The organism is Futiania mangrovi (assembly GCF_024158125.1).
In the GTDB taxonomy this organism is placed as follows: Bacteria; Pseudomonadota; Alphaproteobacteria; order Futianiales; family Futianiaceae; genus Futiania; species Futiania mangrovi.
This window is the reverse complement of the sequence record NZ_JAMZFT010000002.1, coordinates 533,845-549,813: the sequence shown is the minus strand read 5'-3', so window position 1 is coordinate 549,813 and position 15,969 is coordinate 533,845. Positions and strand designations below refer to the sequence as shown.

Annotated in this window: 16 protein-coding genes; 6 read left to right on the top strand and 10 right to left on the bottom strand. The window is 70.5% G+C overall.

Features of this window, described 5'->3' with window-relative positions; genetic code table 11:
* Window positions 1-137 precede the first annotated feature (137 nt).
* The 4 genes from dapF to NJQ99_RS09495 all read left to right on the top strand — a co-directional run bounded on the left by dapF (window position 138) and on the right by NJQ99_RS09495 (window position 4,146).
* Window positions 138-1,028, top strand: a complete 891-nt coding sequence (gene dapF / locus NJQ99_RS09510; protein WP_269332592.1) for a diaminopimelate epimerase — start codon at window positions 138-140, stop codon at window positions 1,026-1,028.
* Window positions 1,025-2,278 carry a tRNA (N(6)-L-threonylcarbamoyladenosine(37)-C(2))-methylthiotransferase MtaB gene (mtaB, locus tag NJQ99_RS09505; RefSeq protein ID WP_269332591.1) on the top strand — a complete coding sequence of 418 codons (1,254 nt, stop codon included), beginning with the start codon at window positions 1,025-1,027 and terminating at the stop codon, window positions 2,276-2,278. Before dapF ends, mtaB begins: the two co-directional genes overlap by 4 nt.
* Entirely contained in the window at window positions 2,278-3,474 is a 1,197-nt protein-coding gene (gene ftsY / locus NJQ99_RS09500; RefSeq protein ID WP_269332590.1) for a signal recognition particle-docking protein FtsY, read from the top strand. The genes mtaB and ftsY overlap by 1 nt, the downstream gene beginning before the upstream one ends.
* 63 nt (window positions 3,475-3,537) lie before the next feature.
* Window positions 3,538-4,146 carry a septation protein A gene (locus NJQ99_RS09495; RefSeq protein WP_269332589.1) on the top strand — a complete coding sequence of 203 codons (609 nt, stop codon included), beginning with the start codon at window positions 3,538-3,540 and terminating at the stop codon, window positions 4,144-4,146.
* Window positions 4,147-4,150: 4 nt separating this feature from the next.
* Here the strand turns inward: NJQ99_RS09495 and NJQ99_RS09490 are convergent, their stop codons facing one another.
* The 7 genes from NJQ99_RS09490 to ccmA form a co-directional block, all read right to left on the bottom strand.
* Window positions 4,151-4,543, bottom strand: coding sequence for a DUF2237 family protein (locus NJQ99_RS09490; RefSeq protein ID WP_269332588.1), 393 nt, complete (start codon window positions 4,541-4,543; stop codon window positions 4,151-4,153).
* A complete protein-coding gene (locus tag NJQ99_RS09485) occupies window positions 4,540-5,115 on the bottom strand; it encodes an NUDIX hydrolase (RefSeq protein ID WP_269332587.1) in 576 nt (191 codons plus the stop codon). The genes NJQ99_RS09490 and NJQ99_RS09485 overlap by 4 nt, the downstream gene beginning before the upstream one ends.
* 72 nt (window positions 5,116-5,187) lie before the next feature.
* Window positions 5,188-5,745 carry a DsbE family thiol:disulfide interchange protein gene (locus tag NJQ99_RS09480; protein WP_269332586.1) on the bottom strand — a complete coding sequence of 186 codons (558 nt, stop codon included), beginning with the start codon at window positions 5,743-5,745 and terminating at the stop codon, window positions 5,188-5,190.
* Window positions 5,742-5,951 carry a heme exporter protein CcmD gene (gene ccmD / locus NJQ99_RS09475; RefSeq protein ID WP_269332585.1) on the bottom strand — a complete coding sequence of 70 codons (210 nt, stop codon included), beginning with the start codon at window positions 5,949-5,951 and terminating at the stop codon, window positions 5,742-5,744. Before ccmD ends, NJQ99_RS09480 begins: the two co-directional genes overlap by 4 nt.
* On the bottom strand, window positions 5,948-6,697 hold the full coding sequence (locus NJQ99_RS09470) for a heme ABC transporter permease (RefSeq protein WP_269332584.1): 750 nt from the start codon (window positions 6,695-6,697) through the stop codon (window positions 5,948-5,950). Before NJQ99_RS09470 ends, ccmD begins: the two co-directional genes overlap by 4 nt.
* A gap of 47 nt (window positions 6,698-6,744) precedes the next feature.
* Window positions 6,745-7,449 (bottom strand): heme exporter protein CcmB, encoded by a 705-nt coding sequence (gene ccmB / locus NJQ99_RS09465; RefSeq protein WP_269332583.1) that lies wholly within the window; start codon window positions 7,447-7,449, stop codon window positions 6,745-6,747.
* Window positions 7,446-8,129 carry a heme ABC exporter ATP-binding protein CcmA gene (gene ccmA / locus NJQ99_RS09460; protein WP_269332582.1) on the bottom strand — a complete coding sequence of 228 codons (684 nt, stop codon included), beginning with the start codon at window positions 8,127-8,129 and terminating at the stop codon, window positions 7,446-7,448. The genes ccmB and ccmA overlap by 4 nt, the downstream gene beginning before the upstream one ends.
* Before the next feature lie 207 nt (window positions 8,130-8,336).
* On the opposite strand from ccmA, the gene acnA reads away from it, so the two are divergent.
* The gene (acnA, locus tag NJQ99_RS09455; protein ID WP_269332581.1) at window positions 8,337-11,015 is read left to right on the top strand and encodes an aconitate hydratase AcnA; all 2,679 of its coding nucleotides are present in this window, start codon (window positions 8,337-8,339) and stop codon (window positions 11,013-11,015) included.
* A gap of 112 nt (window positions 11,016-11,127) precedes the next feature.
* Here acnA and NJQ99_RS09450 read toward each other — a convergent pair whose 3' ends face one another.
* Genes NJQ99_RS09450 through NJQ99_RS09440 form a run of 3 tightly spaced genes read right to left on the bottom strand, consistent with a single transcriptional unit; the run spans window position 11,128 to window position 15,139 of the window.
* Window positions 11,128-11,697 (bottom strand): hypothetical protein, encoded by a 570-nt coding sequence (locus NJQ99_RS09450; RefSeq protein ID WP_269332580.1) that lies wholly within the window; start codon window positions 11,695-11,697, stop codon window positions 11,128-11,130.
* Entirely contained in the window at window positions 11,694-14,330 is a 2,637-nt protein-coding gene (locus NJQ99_RS09445; RefSeq protein ID WP_269332579.1) for a GldG family protein, read from the bottom strand. The genes NJQ99_RS09450 and NJQ99_RS09445 overlap by 4 nt, the downstream gene beginning before the upstream one ends.
* Window positions 14,327-15,139 carry an ABC transporter ATP-binding protein gene (locus tag NJQ99_RS09440; protein WP_269332578.1) on the bottom strand — a complete coding sequence of 271 codons (813 nt, stop codon included), beginning with the start codon at window positions 15,137-15,139 and terminating at the stop codon, window positions 14,327-14,329. The genes NJQ99_RS09445 and NJQ99_RS09440 overlap by 4 nt, the downstream gene beginning before the upstream one ends.
* On the opposite strand from NJQ99_RS09440, the gene NJQ99_RS16310 reads away from it, so the two are divergent.
* Complete coding sequence (locus tag NJQ99_RS16310; protein ID WP_331283306.1) at window positions 15,072-15,884, top strand: DUF2794 domain-containing protein; 813 nt, start codon at window positions 15,072-15,074, stop codon at window positions 15,882-15,884. The genes NJQ99_RS09440 and NJQ99_RS16310 overlap by 68 nt on opposite strands.
* Window positions 15,885-15,969: the final 85 nt, after the last annotated feature.

The following is a 15,969-nucleotide window of genomic DNA, read 5'->3' as shown; positions in this document are numbered from 1 at the left end:
TTTCGCCTTCCCCTCACTCTAGGAACCCGCGCCCGCGGCGAAAAGGGCACGCACGCACCCCGATGTGGCTCCCGCGCCATTTGTGCCGCCGCGTGCGATCCCATATAAGCGGCGGCAGTTCGAGCGTGGAGACGACCATGACCGGCCTCGGCTTCGTGAAGGCGCATGGCCTCGGAAACGATTTCGTTGTGATCGACCGGCGGGAAACCCCCTGCCCGGTGACGCCCGCGCTCGCCCGCGCCATCGCCGACCGGCACCGCGGTGTGGGCTTCGACCAGCTCATCACCGTGGACCGGCATCCGCAGGTTGCCGCCACCGTGACCTTCTGGAACTCCGACGGCTCGGAATCGGGCGCCTGCGGCAACGGGACGCGCTGCGTGGCAGGCCTGCTGATGACGGAGCTTGAGACCGACGCCGTGACGCTCAAGACCGAGCGCGGCCTCCTCGTCTGCCGCGACGCCGGAGAGGGCCAGATCACGGTCGACATGCTGGAGCCGCGCCTCGAATGGGACCAGATCCCGCTGGCCGAGCGCATGGACACCCGCGGCATCGACCTGAAGCTCGGGCCGATCGACGCGCCGACGCTGCATTCGCCGGGCTGCGTCAACATGGGCAATCCGCACGCGGTGTTCTTCGTGGACGACGTCGCCGCCCACGACATCGCGCGCGCCGGGCCGTTCCTGGAGAACCATTTCCTCTTCCCGGAGCGCGCCAACATCGGCTTCGCGCAGGTCCGCGATCCGGGCCGCATCCGGCTCAGGGTTTGGGAGCGGGGCGCAGGGCTGACGCTCGCCTGCGGGTCGGGCGCGTGCGCCGCGGTCGTCGCGGGCGTGCGCAAGCAATTGCTCGACCGCACCGTGGAGGTGGAGGTCGACGGCGGAACCCTCACCGTCACCTGGCGGGAGAGCGACGGCCACGTGCTGATGACCGGGCCGTGGTCCCGCGTCTTCGATGCGGAGTTCGACGCCGACTGGCTCGCCGCCGTGCGGGCGGAGGCGGAGGCCGGAGGCCCGGGGCAGGCGGCATGAGCGTTGACATCGTCACCTTCGGCTGCCGCCTCAACACCTACGAATCCGAGGTGATGCGCCGCAATGCGCAGGATGCGGGCCTCGACAACGCCATCGTGTTCAACACCTGCGCGGTCACGGCGGAGGCCGTGCGCCAGGCCCGCCAGGCGATCCGGCGCGCGCGGCGCGAGAACCCGGACGCGCGCATCATCGTCACGGGCTGCGCCGCGCAGATCGACCCCGCCCGCTTCGCCGCCATGCCGGAGGTGGACCGCGTGCTCGGCAATGCCGAGAAGCTGGAGGCGCGCCACTTCGCCCCCGACTTCGGCACGGGCGTGGCCGAGCAGGTGCGCGTCAACGACATCATGTCGGTGCGGGAGACCGCGGCCCACATGGTCGACAGCTTCGACGGACGCGCCCGCGCCTATGTGCAGGTGCAGAACGGCTGCGACCACCGCTGCACCTTCTGCATCATCCCGTTCGGGCGCGGCAACTCCCGCTCCGTCCCCGCCGGGCCGGTGGTGGAGGAGGTGCGCCGCCTCGCCGCCGCGGGCTTCGCGGAGGTGGTGCTGACCGGCGTCGACCTCACCTCCTACGGCGCGGACCTGCCGGGCAGGCCCACGCTCGGCGATCTCTGCCAGCGCATCTTCCGGCTGGTGCCGGAGTTGCAGCGGCTGCGGCTCTCCTCTCTCGACGCGGTGGAGGTGGACGAGACGCTGTTCCGCCTGATCGCGGAGGAGAAGCGCCTGATGCCGCACCTGCACCTGTCGCTGCAGGCGGGCGACGACATGATCCTGAAGCGCATGAAGCGCCGCCACCTGCGCGCCGACGCCATCGCCTTCTGCGAGAAGGTGCGCACGGTCCGCCCCGACGTCGCCTTCGGCGCCGACATCATCGCGGGCTTCCCGACCGAGACGGACGCGATGTTCGAGGGCTCTCTGCGCCTGCTCGACGAGTGCGCCATCGCCTATGCCCATGTCTTCCCCTTTTCGGCGCGTGAGGGCACGCCCGCGGCCCGCATGCCGCAGCTTCCCCGCGAGGTCGTGAAGGCGCGCGCCCAGGCGCTGCGGGCGGCGGCGGCCGCGCGGCTGGCCGCCCATCTCGATACCAAGATCGGCCAGATCGACCGCGTGCTGGTGGAGAAGCCGGGCGAGGCGCGGGCGGAGGATTTCTCGACCGTTGCCGTGCCCGACACACTCGCCCCCGGCACGGTCGCGGCGGTGCGGCACATCCGGCACGACGGCACACGGACCTACGCGGAGGCGGCGTAATGGCACTCTGGCCCTTCGGAAAGAAGAAGCCCGCCCCGGAGGAGGCGAAAGAGGCGCCCCGGCCCGACGTCACACCTGACGAGACCGGCGAGGAGCGTCCGCCGGAGGACACCGGACAGGCCGCGGTCGAACCTGAACCCCAACCCGAGGCCGCACGGGAACCGGCCCCCGAGCCCCAGCCCGTGGCTGCGCCCGCGCCCGCCACGAAAGCCCCCGTCTTCGCGCGCGCCGAAGATACGCCCGCACCGGAACCCGAACCCGCCCGCAAGCCGGGCTTCTTCGCGCGGCTGACGCGCGGCCTCACCCGCTCCTCCTCCCGCCTGTCGGAGGGGATCGGCGCGATCTTCACCAAGCGCAAGCTCGACGACGACACGCTGGAGGAGCTTGAGGAGCTGCTGATCTCTGCCGACCTCGGCGTAAAGGCGGCCTCGCGCATCACCGCCGCGCTCGCCAAGGGCCGCTTCGGCAAGGAGCTTGCGCCGGAGGAAGTGCGCGGCGCGCTCGCCGCGGAGATCGCACGCACGCTCGAACCGGTGGCGAAGCCCCTGCCGCTGCGCGCGGATGCAAAACCCTACGTCATCATGTTCGTGGGCGTGAACGGGACCGGCAAGACCACGACCATCGGAAAGCTCGCGAGCCAGCTGAAGGGCGCGGGTCTCAAGGTCATGCTCGCCGCCGGGGACACTTTCCGCGCCGCCGCGATCGAGCAGTTGCAGGTCTGGGGCGAACGCTCCGGCCTACCCGTCGTCTCGGGAAAGGTGGGCGCGGACGCCGCCGGCCTCGCCTATGACGCACTGACGCGGGCGAAGGCGGAAGGCATGGACGTTCTGATGATCGACACCGCTGGCCGCCTGCAGAACAAGACGGACCTCATGGCGGAACTGCAGAAGATCGGCCGCGTCGTGAAGAAGATCGACGTGGACGCGCCGCACGCCACGCTGCTCGTGCTCGACGCCACCACGGGGCAGAACGCGATCAACCAGGCGGAGGTGTTCCGCGAGATGGCGGACGTGACCGGCCTCGTGGTGACGAAACTCGACGGATCCGCCAAGGGCGGCGTGCTGGTCTCCATCGCGGAGCAGACGGGCCTGCCGGTGCACGCCGTCGGCGTGGGCGAGGGGATCGACGATCTGCAGCCCTTCGACCCGATGGATTATGCCCGCGCGATCACCGGCGCAGCGCCGGGGACGTCTTAAGGGGACGGCAAGCCGCCCCGCGCTATGTCACGGGCCCAGACGCGGCCCGGAGAGGGAGAACGGATGAACGCGCTCGTCAAACTGCTGCTCGAGGTCGGACCGCTCGGCGTCTTCTTCCTGACCTTCACGCAGGCTCCGCCCATGACCATCGGCGGGACCGAGTATGCGCCCATCGTGCTCGCCACGGGCACCTTCATGATCGCGACGGCCGTTTCGCTGACCACGTCCTACATCATGGTGCGCAAGCTGCCGGTCATGCCCATGGTCTCGGGCATCGTGGTGTTCGTGTTCGGCGGCCTGACGATCTTCCTCAACGACGAGCTGTTCATCAAGCTCAAGCCGACCATCGTGAACGGCCTGTTTGCGGCGATCCTGCTGGGCGGGCTCGGCTTCGGCAAGTCGCTGCTGAAGCCCCTTCTGGAAGAAGCCTTCCCCATGACGGCCGAGGGCTGGCGCACGCTGACGCTGCGCTGGGGGCTGTTCTTCGTCTTCCTCGCGGTCCTCAACGAGGTCGTGTGGCGCAATTTCTCGACCGAGACCTGGGTCAGCTTCAAGACCTTCGGCGTGATGCCGATCACGCTGATCTTCACCTTCGCGCAGATCCCGCTGATGAACCGCTCGATGACCGAGGCGGAAGCGGAGGCGGAAGCGGGCGCGCGTCCCCGTGCCTGACGCCTCAGCTCAGGTCGCGCGCGCATTCCTTGAGCGCGGCCAGCGGCACGATGGCGAGCGTCGCCTCGTTCGTCGCGCGCAGGAAGACCGGCGCCGGGCAGCCCTCGTCATAGGCCTGGTACCAGCGCGCCGCGCACACGCACCAGCGGTCACCGGGCTTCAGCCCCGCGAAGCCGAACTCCGGCCGCGGCGTCGAGAGATCGTTGCCCACATATTTCGAGAAGGCGAGGAACTCCGCCGTCATCTCCGCGCACACCGTGTGCACGCCATGGTCGCCGGCGCCGGTGTTGCAGCAGCCGTCGCGGTAGAAGCCCGTCAGCGGCGAGGTCGAGCAGGTCTCCAGCGCCTCGCCCAGCACGTTCCGCTGCGTTTCCGTCTCGGTTTCGCGTCCGCTCATGCGCCCTCTCCCTTGATACGTCCTGCCCGCCGCATGTCGCCCGTGGCGCCCGGCGGATTGGTGTAGGGGGCGAACCCCGCCCGGCCCCGGCTTTCGTCCCAGGCGGCCAGCGCCCAGTGCACGCTGGGGAACGCGATCCGGTCCCACGGGATATCGTCCCAGGCGAAGAGTCCGACCTCCTCGCTCTCCGGGCCCGGCGCGACCTCGGGCCGCGTGAGTCGCGCCCGGTAGATCAGCTGCACCTGGCTGATCCGTGGGATCGAATAGACCGCGAGCAGCTGGTCGATCTCGATCTCGGCGCGCGCCTCTTCCCATGCCTCGCGGACCGCCCCCGCCTCCGTCGCCTCGCCCAGCTCCAGGTATCCGGCGGGCAGCGTCCAGAAGCCGCGCCGCGGCTCGATCGCGCGGCGGCAGAGCAGCAGCCTCGCGCCGTGGCTCACGACCGCGCCGACGACGATCTTCGGGTTCTCGTAGTCGACGAAGCCGCAATCGCTGCACACGCGCCGCTCCCGGTCGTCGCCGTCGGGCACGCGCCGCACGAAGCGGTGGGGGTCGGCTGGAAGCTCGCTCATGGTCACGAGATGTGGCGCGAATCGGGGGCCGCGTCCAGCCCTCGCGGGCCGGGTCAATCCGCTCAGCCCGGCTCAGCCTTGCGGCGGGGTCGCGCGCGCCTTCTCCAGCGCAGGCAAGATCTTGCCCTCGATATCGCCGGGGACGAGCGGGCCGATATGCTTGTAGACGATGCGGCCCGCCCCATCGACGACGAAGGTTTCCGGCACACCGTAGACGCCCCAGTCGATGCCGGTGCGCCCGTTGCGGTCGACGCCCACCTTGTCGAACGGGTCGCCCAGCTCGTCGAGGAAGGCGCGCGCATCCTCCGGGTCGTTCTTGTAGTTGAGGCCGTAGAGCGGCGCGAGCCCGCGCTCACGGATCTCCATCAGCAATTCATGCTCGGCCCGGCACGGCACGCACCAGGACGCCCAGACGTTCACGATGGACGCCTCGCCCTGCATGAGGTCGGCGGTGGCGAAGCGTTCGGCCCCTTCGGCGAGCGGGGCGAGATCGAACTGCGGCGCGGGCCGCCCGATCAGCGCGGAGGGCACTTCGCGCGCATTGCCGAAATAGAGGCCCCAGAGAAACGCCCCGGCGATGCCCAGGAACACGAGCACCGGCAGCAGGACGAGGATGCGCGTGCGGTTCACGATGCCTCCTCCGCCCCGGCAGCCGCCGTTTCCATGGCGGCCCGGCGCCGGGGTCCGCGGCGCGCCTCCTCCCGTTCCAGCGCGGCAGCGACCGAGCGGGCCTTCAGCGCATAGGCGAGCGAAAGCCCCCCAAGCACCAGCACCGTCACGCCCCAGGAGGGCCAGACATAGGCCGCGTATCCGCCCATCGCCAGGAAATCGCTCATGCGGCCCGCGCCTCCCCGGCAGCACCGTGCGCGCGCGCCACCCGCAGCGCATGCAGCCGCCGCGCCCTGACCTCCGTCCGCATGCCGACGAACAGCAGCGTCACGAACACCAGCTGGAACGCCAGCCCCATCACCAGCAGCGGCCACAACATGTCGGGATGGATCGTCGGGCCGTCGAGACGCAGCACCGAGGCCGGCTGGTGCAGCGTGTTCCACCAGTCGACCGAGAACTTGATGACCGGCAGGTTGATCGCGCCCGCGAGGCCGAGGATCGCCGCCGCGCGCGCCGCCTTCGCCGGGTCCTCGATCGCCGCCCACAGCGCCATGTAGCCGAGATAGAGGAAGAACAGCAGCAGTACCGACGTCAGCCGCGCGTCCCACACCCACCAGGTGCCCCACATCGGCTCGCCCCACAGGCTTCCCGTCACCAGCGCGATCAGCGTGAAACCCGCGCCCAGCGGCGCGGCCTGCCGCGCGCAGGCGTCGGCCAGCGGGTGCCGCCAGATCAGCGAGAAGAGGCTCGCCACGGCAATCGTCGCATAGGCGAACATGGCCATCCACGCGGCGGGCACATGCACGTACATGATGCGCACCGTCTCGCCCTGCTGGTAGTCGGGCGGCGCCATGAAAGACATCGGCACGCCCACGGTCAGCGCCGCGAGCGCCAGCGCCGCCACCCACGGCAGCAGCCGGGACGACAGGCGCATGAAGCGGGCGGGATTGGCGTAACCGAACATGACGCTCATTTAGGGCGGCAGCCCCCCCTCCCGCAAGCTGAACCGGACACCGGGCCTCAGCCCAGATTGAGGCGTAGCGCCGCAGCCGCCCCCAGCGGGCAGAGCGCCAGGGCCGCGAGGCTGACCGCACCCAGCAGCGCCAGGTGCGGCCACACGGGCGCCAGCGTGATCGCCGCCTCCACCGCGCTCGCCCCGAAGATCAGCACCGGCACGAACAGCGGCAGGACCAGCAGCGACAGAAGCAGCCCGCCGCGCCGCAAGCCGACGGTCAGGGCCGCGCCCACCGCGCCGATCAGGCTGAGCGCAGGCGTCCCGATCGCCAGCGCCGCCAGCAGTGCCGGCAGTCCCGCCAGAGGCAGATTGAGCAGCAGCGCAATGAGCGGCGCCGCCGCGATCAGCGGCCAGGCCGTCGAGCTCCAGTGCGCGATGGCCTTCGCCAGCACGACGAGCGCCAGCGGCAGCCCGGAGAGCGCAAGCTGGTCGAGCGAACCGTCCTCCATGTCCGCCTGAAAGAGACGGTCGAGCGCCAGCAGCACCGACAGCAGCGCCGCGATCCATACGACCCCGCCAGCGATTCGCGCCAGCAGCTCCATCTGCGGCCCAACGCCGAAGGGCACGAGGCTCGCCACGATCACGAAGAACACGGTCGACAGCGCCCCCGCGCCTCCGCCCCGCCAAGCAAGCCGCAGGTCGCGCCGGACGAGCGCCAGGAACGGCCCGGCGAGACCCGGTTCGGCGGCCTCCGGCCCGGGCCCGCTCACCACGCCTCCTCCGGCGCGGGCGCGAACGCGCCAAGGTCCAGTGTCTCCGCCCCGTCGAGCGCGAGGTCGATGTGGGTTGCGGCGAGGATCAGCCCGCCCGCCGCCCGGTGTTCCGCCATGGCCGCCGCGAGCCGGTCCACCGAAGCGGCATCGAGCGCCACGCTCGGCTCGTCCATGAGCCAGAGCGGGCGGCGCGCCAGCAGCAGGCGGGCAAGCCCCAGCCTGCGCCGCTGCCCGGCGGACAGGATCTGCACGGCCATGTCGGACAGACCGTCGAGCGCGAAGGCTTCGAGCGCGGCGGCAACCCGTTCAGCCCGCAACGCCCGCGGCACGCCGAAGAGCGCCGCCCAGTCGCCCAGTGTCTCCTCCACCGTCAGCACGGGCTTCACCGCGTCGAGGTGGCCCGCATAGGACGCGATGCGGGCGCGGGCGTCCAGATGGCGCGTGATGTCCTGTCCGCCCCATGAGATCGTGCCGCCCGCTGCCGGCAGGAGCCCCGCCACGAGACGCAGCAGCGTCGACTTGCCGGACCCGTTGGGGCCGCGCAGCACCAGCGCGCCGCCGGGCGCCACCTCGGCGTCCAGCCCGGCGAAGACGCCCCGTCCGCCGCGCCTGCAGGCAAGCCCCCGCAGGCCGAGCGCGGCGGGCGGCGTCTGGAAGGAGAACACGGCGGATCGCATCGGCAGAAGGCACCTCGGGCGGGCCGGCCAGGGCCGGCTGCTTCGAACGGCGCGGAGTGTGACGCGGCCATGTCGCTGCGTCCAGTGGACAGACACCCGTTCTCCGCCCTATAGAGACGCGCGAAACAACCGCCTATCTCAAGGAACGCGGGGCCGCATCCGCTGGACAGGACGGACCGCAAGGGACGAAAGCGAGGGATAGCCACCGTGACCACCCCCGGCATCGATACGCTGAAGACGCGCCGCACGCTCGACGTGAACGGAAAGACCTATGCCTATTACAGCCTGCCCGCCGCGGCCGAGAAGTTCGGCGACCTGGCGCGCCTGCCCTACTCGCTGAAGGTCCTGCTGGAGAACATGCTCCGGTTCGAGGACGGGGGCACGGTCACGACCGACGACGCGAAGGCTGTCGCCGACTGGCTGAAGGATCGCCGCTCCGACCGGGAGATCGCCTATCGCCCGGCGCGCGTTCTGATGCAGGACTTCACCGGCGTGCCCGCCGTCGTCGACCTTGCCGCCATGCGCGACGCGACCGCCCGCGCCAAGGGCGATCCCAAGCGGATCAACCCGCAGGTGCCCGTCGACCTCGTCATCGACCACTCGGTCATGGTCGACGCCTTCGGCACGCCGAAGGCCTTCGCGACCAACGTCGACCTCGAGTACGAGCGCAACGGCGAGCGTTACCAGTTCCTGCGCTGGGGCCAGCAGGCGTTCGACAATTTCCGCGTCGTGCCGCCCGGCACCGGCATCTGCCACCAGGTGAACCTCGAGAACCTGGCCCAGACCGTCTGGACCTCGACCGCGCCCGACGGCGCCGAGATCGCCTATCCCGACACGCTCGTCGGCACCGACAGCCACACCACCATGGTCAACGGCCTGGCCGTGCTTGGCTGGGGTGTCGGCGGGATCGAGGCTGAGGCCGCCATGCTCGGCCAGCCGATCTCCATGTTGATCCCGGAGGTCGTGGGCTTCCGCCTCACCGGCAAGCTGAAGGAAGGCGTGACCGCGACCGACCTCGTGCTGACCGTCACGCAGATGCTCCGCAAGAAGGGTGTCGTCGGCAAGTTCGTCGAGTTCTTCGGCCCCGGCCTCGCCGACCTGCCGCTGGAAGACCGCGCGACCATCGCCAACATGGCGCCGGAATACGGTGCGACCTGCGGCTTCTTCCCCGTGGACGGCGAGACTCTGCGCTACCTCCGCGCCACGGGCCGCGAGGAGGACCGCATCGCCCTGGTCGAGGCCTATGCCAAGGCGCAGGGCATGTGGCGCGACGAGACGGTCGAGCCGGTGTTCACCGACACGCTGGAGCTGGACATGAGCACGGTCGAGGCCTCCATGGCCGGCCCGAAGCGTCCGCAGGACCGCGTGCCGCTGAAGGACGCAGCGCCGATGTTCGCCGAGGCGCTGAAGACCGAGTTCAAGAAGGACACTGCCGCCGAGGTGGCCGTCGAGGGCGCGAACTACTCGCTCTCGCACGGCGACGTGGTGATCGCGGCGATCACGAGCTGCACGAACACCTCCAACCCCAGCGTGATGGTCGGCGCGGGCCTGCTCGCCCGCAACGCCGTCGCCCGGGGCCTCAAGGTGAAGCCGTGGGTCAAGACTTCGCTCGCGCCGGGTTCCAAGGTGGTCAGCGACTATCTCCAGAAGGCAGGCCTGCAGGGCGATCTCGACCGGCTGGGCTTCAACCTCGTCGGCTACGGCTGCACGACCTGCATTGGCAACTCCGGCCCGCTCGCGGACCCGATCGCCGACGCGATCACCAAGGGCGATCTGGTGGCGTGCTCGGTCCTCTCCGGCAACCGCAACTTCGAGGGCCGCGTCAACCCGCACGTCAAGGCGAACTACCTCGCCTCGCCGCCGCTGGTCGTGGCCTACGCCATCGCGGGCAGCATGTCGGTCAACCTGACGGCGGAGCCGCTGGGCGAGGACGCGGACGGCAAGCCGGTCTACCTCAAGGACATCTGGCCCTCCTCCGCCGAGATCGCCGAGACGATCCGCGCCACGATCACGCCCGACGTGTTCGAGAAGGAGTATGGCGCGGTGTTCGACGGCGACGAGCACTGGCAGAAGATCGAGACGGCGACCGGGCTCACCTACACCTGGGACGGCGCCTCGACCTATGTCCAGAACCCGCCCTACTTCGTCGACATGAGCGCACAGGGCATCAAGCCGGTCGAGGGCGCGCGCATCCTCGGGCTCTTCGGCGACTCCATCACCACCGACCACATCAGCCCGGCCGGCTCGATCAAGGCCGACAGCCCGGCGGGCCGCTACCTGCGCGAGCACGGGGTCGAGGTGAAGGACTTCAACTCCTACGGCTCGCGCCGGGGCAATCACGAGGTCATGATGCGGGGCACCTTCGCCAACATCCGCATCAAGAACGAGATGACGCCCGGCATCGAGGGCGGTGTGACCCGGCACTACCCGAGCGGCGAGACCATGGCGATCTACGACGCCGCCATGAGATATGCCGAGACGGGCGCGCCGCTGGTGGTCATCGCCGGCAAGGAGTACGGCACGGGCTCGTCCCGCGACTGGGCGGCGAAGGGCACCAAGCTGCTCGGTGTGAAGGCCGTCATCGCGGAATCGTTCGAGCGTATCCACCGCTCCAACCTCGTCGGCATGGGCGTGCTGCCGCTGCAGTTCAAGGAGGGGACGGACCGCAAGTCTCTCGGCCTCACGGGTGCGGAAACCGTCGACGTCCTCGGGCTCTCGGAGGACCTCAAGCCCCGCCAGGACCTGACGCTGCGCATCACCTACGAGGGCGGTGCGACCCGCGAGGTGCCGGTGACCTGCCGCATCGATACCGCGGACGAGATCGGGTACTACCGCGCCGGCGGCATCCTGCATTATGTGCTGAACGGGCTGAACAAGGCTGCCTGACCGGGCGGACCTTACCGGCCCTACCATGGGCCGGCCGGCTTCGGAGCGGGGCGCCAGACGGCGCCCCGTTTCCTTTTTGGGCGGGGCTGCACGGGCAGGCGGAAGCCTGGCCCTACTGGGCGGCGCGCCAGGCGTCCGGCAATGCCAGCGCATCCGGTGCACCGCGTGCCAGCCAGGCCTGCGCGGCGCCCGGACGGCGCACGAACCGCTCCCCGGGCAGGCCGGGTGCAGGCGGGATCCGCACCTTGCCGAGGATCAGGTCGGCCCGGACGCGGTCGTCGATGTCATAGACGGTTACCCGCGTCCCCCTGCCGCTATCCTCCGGGTCATCGACGGCGATCAGGCCATACCGCTCCGGAAGCCGGGTCTTCTCCTCCACCAGCCGAAGCTGCGCCAGGCCCCCGAGCAGGGCTGCCACGCGCGCCCCATCGGCGGCGGCGCCGTCCTCTCCGGACGCGACCTCCCAGCGCGTGCTCCCGCGGACCAGGACCGCCGCTCCCTCCGGCCCTGCAATCCGGATCCGCGCAACCGTGTCCAGTGCCGCCCCGAACCCCGGAAAGGCGAGCATCGGCTCGATCTCTTCCACCGGTAGGGCCGGCCTGACCGGAGAGGGCGCCGCCAGCGCAAGAAGGCATGCGGCACCGGCAATCGCCGAAAGCAGCAACAGGTCGCGCATCCTCATCCGGCGATCCTCCCCGCACGCCATGCCCGGGCCAGCGCGCGTCCGATGGCAGCGCCCGCCAGCAGGACAAGCGCAGCCAGCAGCGGGGCTGCGACCATGTTGAGCAGCATGAGCCGCAGTTTCAGTGTGGCGATCGCCGCATCGTATCGATGACGTACCGCCCGCAACGCTGCGCGGGAGGCGGCAACGTCCGCCCGCAGGGCCTCGATTTCCGTCTGCCGGCGACTCCCCGCGAGCGCCAGTGGACCGTCCGCCTCGGTCTCTGCCAGGCGGGCCTCGGCATCCTTCAGGCGCTGGGCGAGCGCGCTCTCCTCGGCCTGCATTTCCCGGGCTGCGGCCCGGCGCATCTCTTCGATCCTGGTAAAGCGCCGGTCGGTCACGGTGCGGCCACGCAGCGCCAGCAGGTCCGTCGAGCCCAGCATGTGATCGACCGCATTGACGAGAAACGCAGCGTTGTCGGAGGAGGGCACGCTGGCCCGCGCCCCGAAGCGGGCGCTCGGCTGGCGCCAGAGCCGGGCATCGGCGAGATCGATGTCGCCGATCAACAGCACGCTGCCGGGTCTGGGGTCGCTCCCGGCGGCCTCGCCGTCCGGTAGCGGGAAGCGGCCCGACAGGCGCACGGCGAGCATGCGCTGGCCCCGGTTATCCGCCGCACGCACCGCGGCCAGCGCAGCCTGCGGCTCGCGCAGGGCCGAGATCGGTATGGTCACCGCCGCCGGGCTGGACACCAGCACCGGTTCGGGAATGAGGCCGGGGACAAGCCCGGAGACGTCGATGGCCCCCGCACTTGCCAGCACGATCCGGGCCAACTGGCTCGCCACCGGGTCCGAGGAAGCCATGTCTTCCGTGCCCAGCGTCAGCCATACCGGGTAGAACCCGCCCTCCCCGCCAGGCCCGAGACCGGCGACCCGTGCCGCGCGCCCAGGATCGGCAACGACACGGGACCGGTCCATGGCAACGCCCCAGGAGGCAAGCACGTCCGGCAGATGGCTGGCTGCCGCGACGCCCGGCAGCCGCCGGCCGAGCGCGTCGGGTGCCGCGACCAGTTCGGAGAAGGGGTCGAGCAGGATGACCGCCTTGCCGCCGTCGGCGAGAAAGCGCGCGACCGCCCCGCCCGGCCCCTCGGAGAGCACGGGCGGATGGAGGATCAGCAGGACGCCGATGGACGGCGGCACAATCTCCAATTCCGAATTCAGTATTTCGAGATCGAAATAACTCGCCAACTCGCTCCAGATGGGAAACGGCTGCGCTTCGCCCCGCAGCGCGGCCCCGGGACCGCCGGGTCCCGTGGCGAGAGGCAGGCTCGACAGCACGCCGACCCGGGGTTTCACCACACGGTCCAGGCCATCGATCATCTGCAGCAAGTCGTATTCGAGGAGTTTTGCCCGCTCGGTCAGGAAGAAGGGTATCGCCGCACGCCCATCCACCGTGTTCGCCCCGGCGAGACCGAAATAGACGCGGCGGCCGTCGCCCGCCCCGACCGCGCGCATCCCGTCGGCCACCGCCCGGTCCTCCATTTCGGAGAAGGGCGCGGGATCCAAGATGTCCAGCACGACCTTCCCGTCGGCGGCATGCGCGATTTCCCTCAGCAGGTCCTCCACCCGCCGGGCAAAGCCTGCAAGTTCGGGCGCCTCGCGCAACGTCTCCGGCGTGCGGTAGAAGCGCAGGCTCACCGGCTCCTGCAGGCGCGAAAGGATCGTGCGCGCGGGCGCCCCCAGCGTCCATGCTCCTTCCGCGGTCAGGTCGATGCGCGCGTGCCGCAGAAACCCCGACGCAGCGACGTTGAGGGCGATGACCGTGACCGCGACCAGAATGAGCGCCGCAGCGGTCCGGACGCGGGCGAAGGGCGCACCGCCGGTCCGCCAGCCCGCGACCACGATGGCTGTCGCGGCCAGCCCCCCGCCGATCACGGTCAGGAAGTATACCGCGTCGCGCGCCTCGAGCACCCCCCGCAGGATCGCCGTGAAATGGCCGAGGATGGACAGGTCCGCAAGCGCTGCAAGCGCACGTCCCGGCAGAACCGCTGCGGCGGGCTCCAGCACCAGCGGCAATCCCGCCGCCGTCAGAAGCGCTCCTGCCGCCACGGCCGCAACGAAGGCCACGACCTGGCTCGCCGTCAGCGCCGAGGCCAGATGCCCGATCGCGAGGTATGCGCCGGCCATCAGGAGGCTCGCGAGATAGCCGGCGAGCACAACCCCATGATCCGGATTGCCGAGCCAGGCCACGGTCGCCCAAACGGGCGTCGTTGCCGCGAGCATCGTGGCTGCGAACACCCAGGTCGCCAGGAACTTCGCGCCAACGGCCGCCCAGAGGGGGAGCGGCAGGGTCAACAGCAACTCGGCGCTGCCGCTGCGCCGCTCCTCCGCCCACGCACGCATCGCCAGCGCTGGCATCAGCACCATGTGCAGGTAGGGGTGCGTCGCGAAGAAGGGGTCGAGCGTGGCCTCGCCCCGATCGAGCAGCCCGGTCGCGTGAAAGCTCAAGGCCGCCGCGAAGAAGACGAAGACCACAGCGAACAGGACGGCCAGCGGCGCGCCGAAGATGGCCGCTGCCTCGCGCAGGAACACGGCCGCGAAGCCGGACCGCCAGGCCGAACCCCCGAGGGAGGCGACGGCAGGCCCGCGCCGCGTCATGGCAGATCCCGCATGGGCGCGCTCCCGTGTCCGGTCAGGCGCGCGAACACTGCCTCGAGCCGCGTGCGCGTTCTGGCGTCGCGCGCCCCGGGCCCGGCCCCCGCCGCCGCCAGCATGGCGGGCGTGGTATCTGCGACCAGCTGCCCGCCCGCGATCACCGCGACCCGGTTGCACACCGCCTCGACCTCTTCCAGCGCATGGGTGGAGATCAGGATCGCCGTTTCCGCCTGCAGGGCGCCGATCAGCGCGCGCACCTCCCGCTTCTGGTTGGGGTCGAGACCGTCGGTCGGCTCGTCGAGCACCAGGACAGGCGGATCGTGCAGGATCGCACCGGCGAGCGCCACCCGCCTCCGGAACCCCTTGGACAGGGTGTCGATACGCTGTTCCGCCACCTCTTCCAGCGCCGTACGGGCCATCGCCCGGGCGATGGCGAAACCGGCCGCGGCACCGGACACCCCCCGCGCGCGCGCCTGGAAGGACAGGAGTGCCGCCGGCGTCATCTCTCCATAGGCCGGGGCACCTTCCGGCAGGTAGCCGAGCAGCGCCTGGGCCTGCCGCGGCGCACGGACAACATCGATCCCGGCCACTTCCACCCGACCGGCGTCCGGGGCGAGGAAGCCTGCGATCATCCGCATTGTCGTGGTCTTGCCCGCCCCGTTCGGGCCGAGAAACCCCATGACGTCCCCGCGCTCCAGCGCGAAGGACACATCATCGACCGCCGTCCGGGCGCCGAAGCGCTTGATGAGGCCGGAGACGCGGATCATGGCGCGGTCGGTCAAGGCAGTCAGCGTCCGGTCGGTTCGAATCATCCCATGGCAGTGCGCAGGCGCCTGCGTTCCCGCCGAAGGTGCGCCGGACGCGATGCCAAAATCAAGGGAAAGCCCGGGTATCGGGCCGACATGCACGGGAAGGGAAGAAGGTGCCCGGTTCCGGGGCCGCCTGCCAGCGGGGTTGGGGGGCAAAGGATGGCAGGCGGGTTTGTCCGGAACCGGGCCACATGTCGGCATCGCCAACTGCCAGCAGAGAGTGGCGGCCGCATATGGCTGCGCGCTGGCACGTTTGCGGCAAAATCGGGGCATCTGCGTCGCGTTCTGCGCGCCGTCGTGCTGGCGTCGCGGACGCAGGCCTCTTGCAATCGAAGGCGCGGGCTTTCATGCTTCCGTCCCAATGGAGGAGTCAACGCCCATACCTTTCCTCGCGCGGGCCGCGGCAGCTGCGCCGGCAGCTGCGCGGCAGGCGCCCCCGCCCATCACGTCCTTCGACCGCAGGGAGCTTGCGCAGATCTTGCGCATCTACGGGCAGATGGTCGCCGCCGGGGAATGGCGCGACTACGCGATCGACTGCCTCTCGGACAGGGCGGTCTTCTCGGTGTTCCGCCGGACCAGCGAAACGCCGCTCTACCGCATCGTGAAGGAGCCGCGCTTCGCCCGCAGGCAGGGGGCATTCGCGGTGATGACCGGCACCGGGCACATGCTGAAACGGGGGCGCGAGCTTGCCGGTGTCCTCAAGGTGCTCGAACGCAAGGCGCTGAAGGTTCTCGACGGCGCGGACTGACGCAAATGTCGCCGCATATGAAAAGGCCCCGCCGAACGCGGGGCCTTCTTCGTTTCGCAGAGCAGATACTTCAGGCAGATGAGGG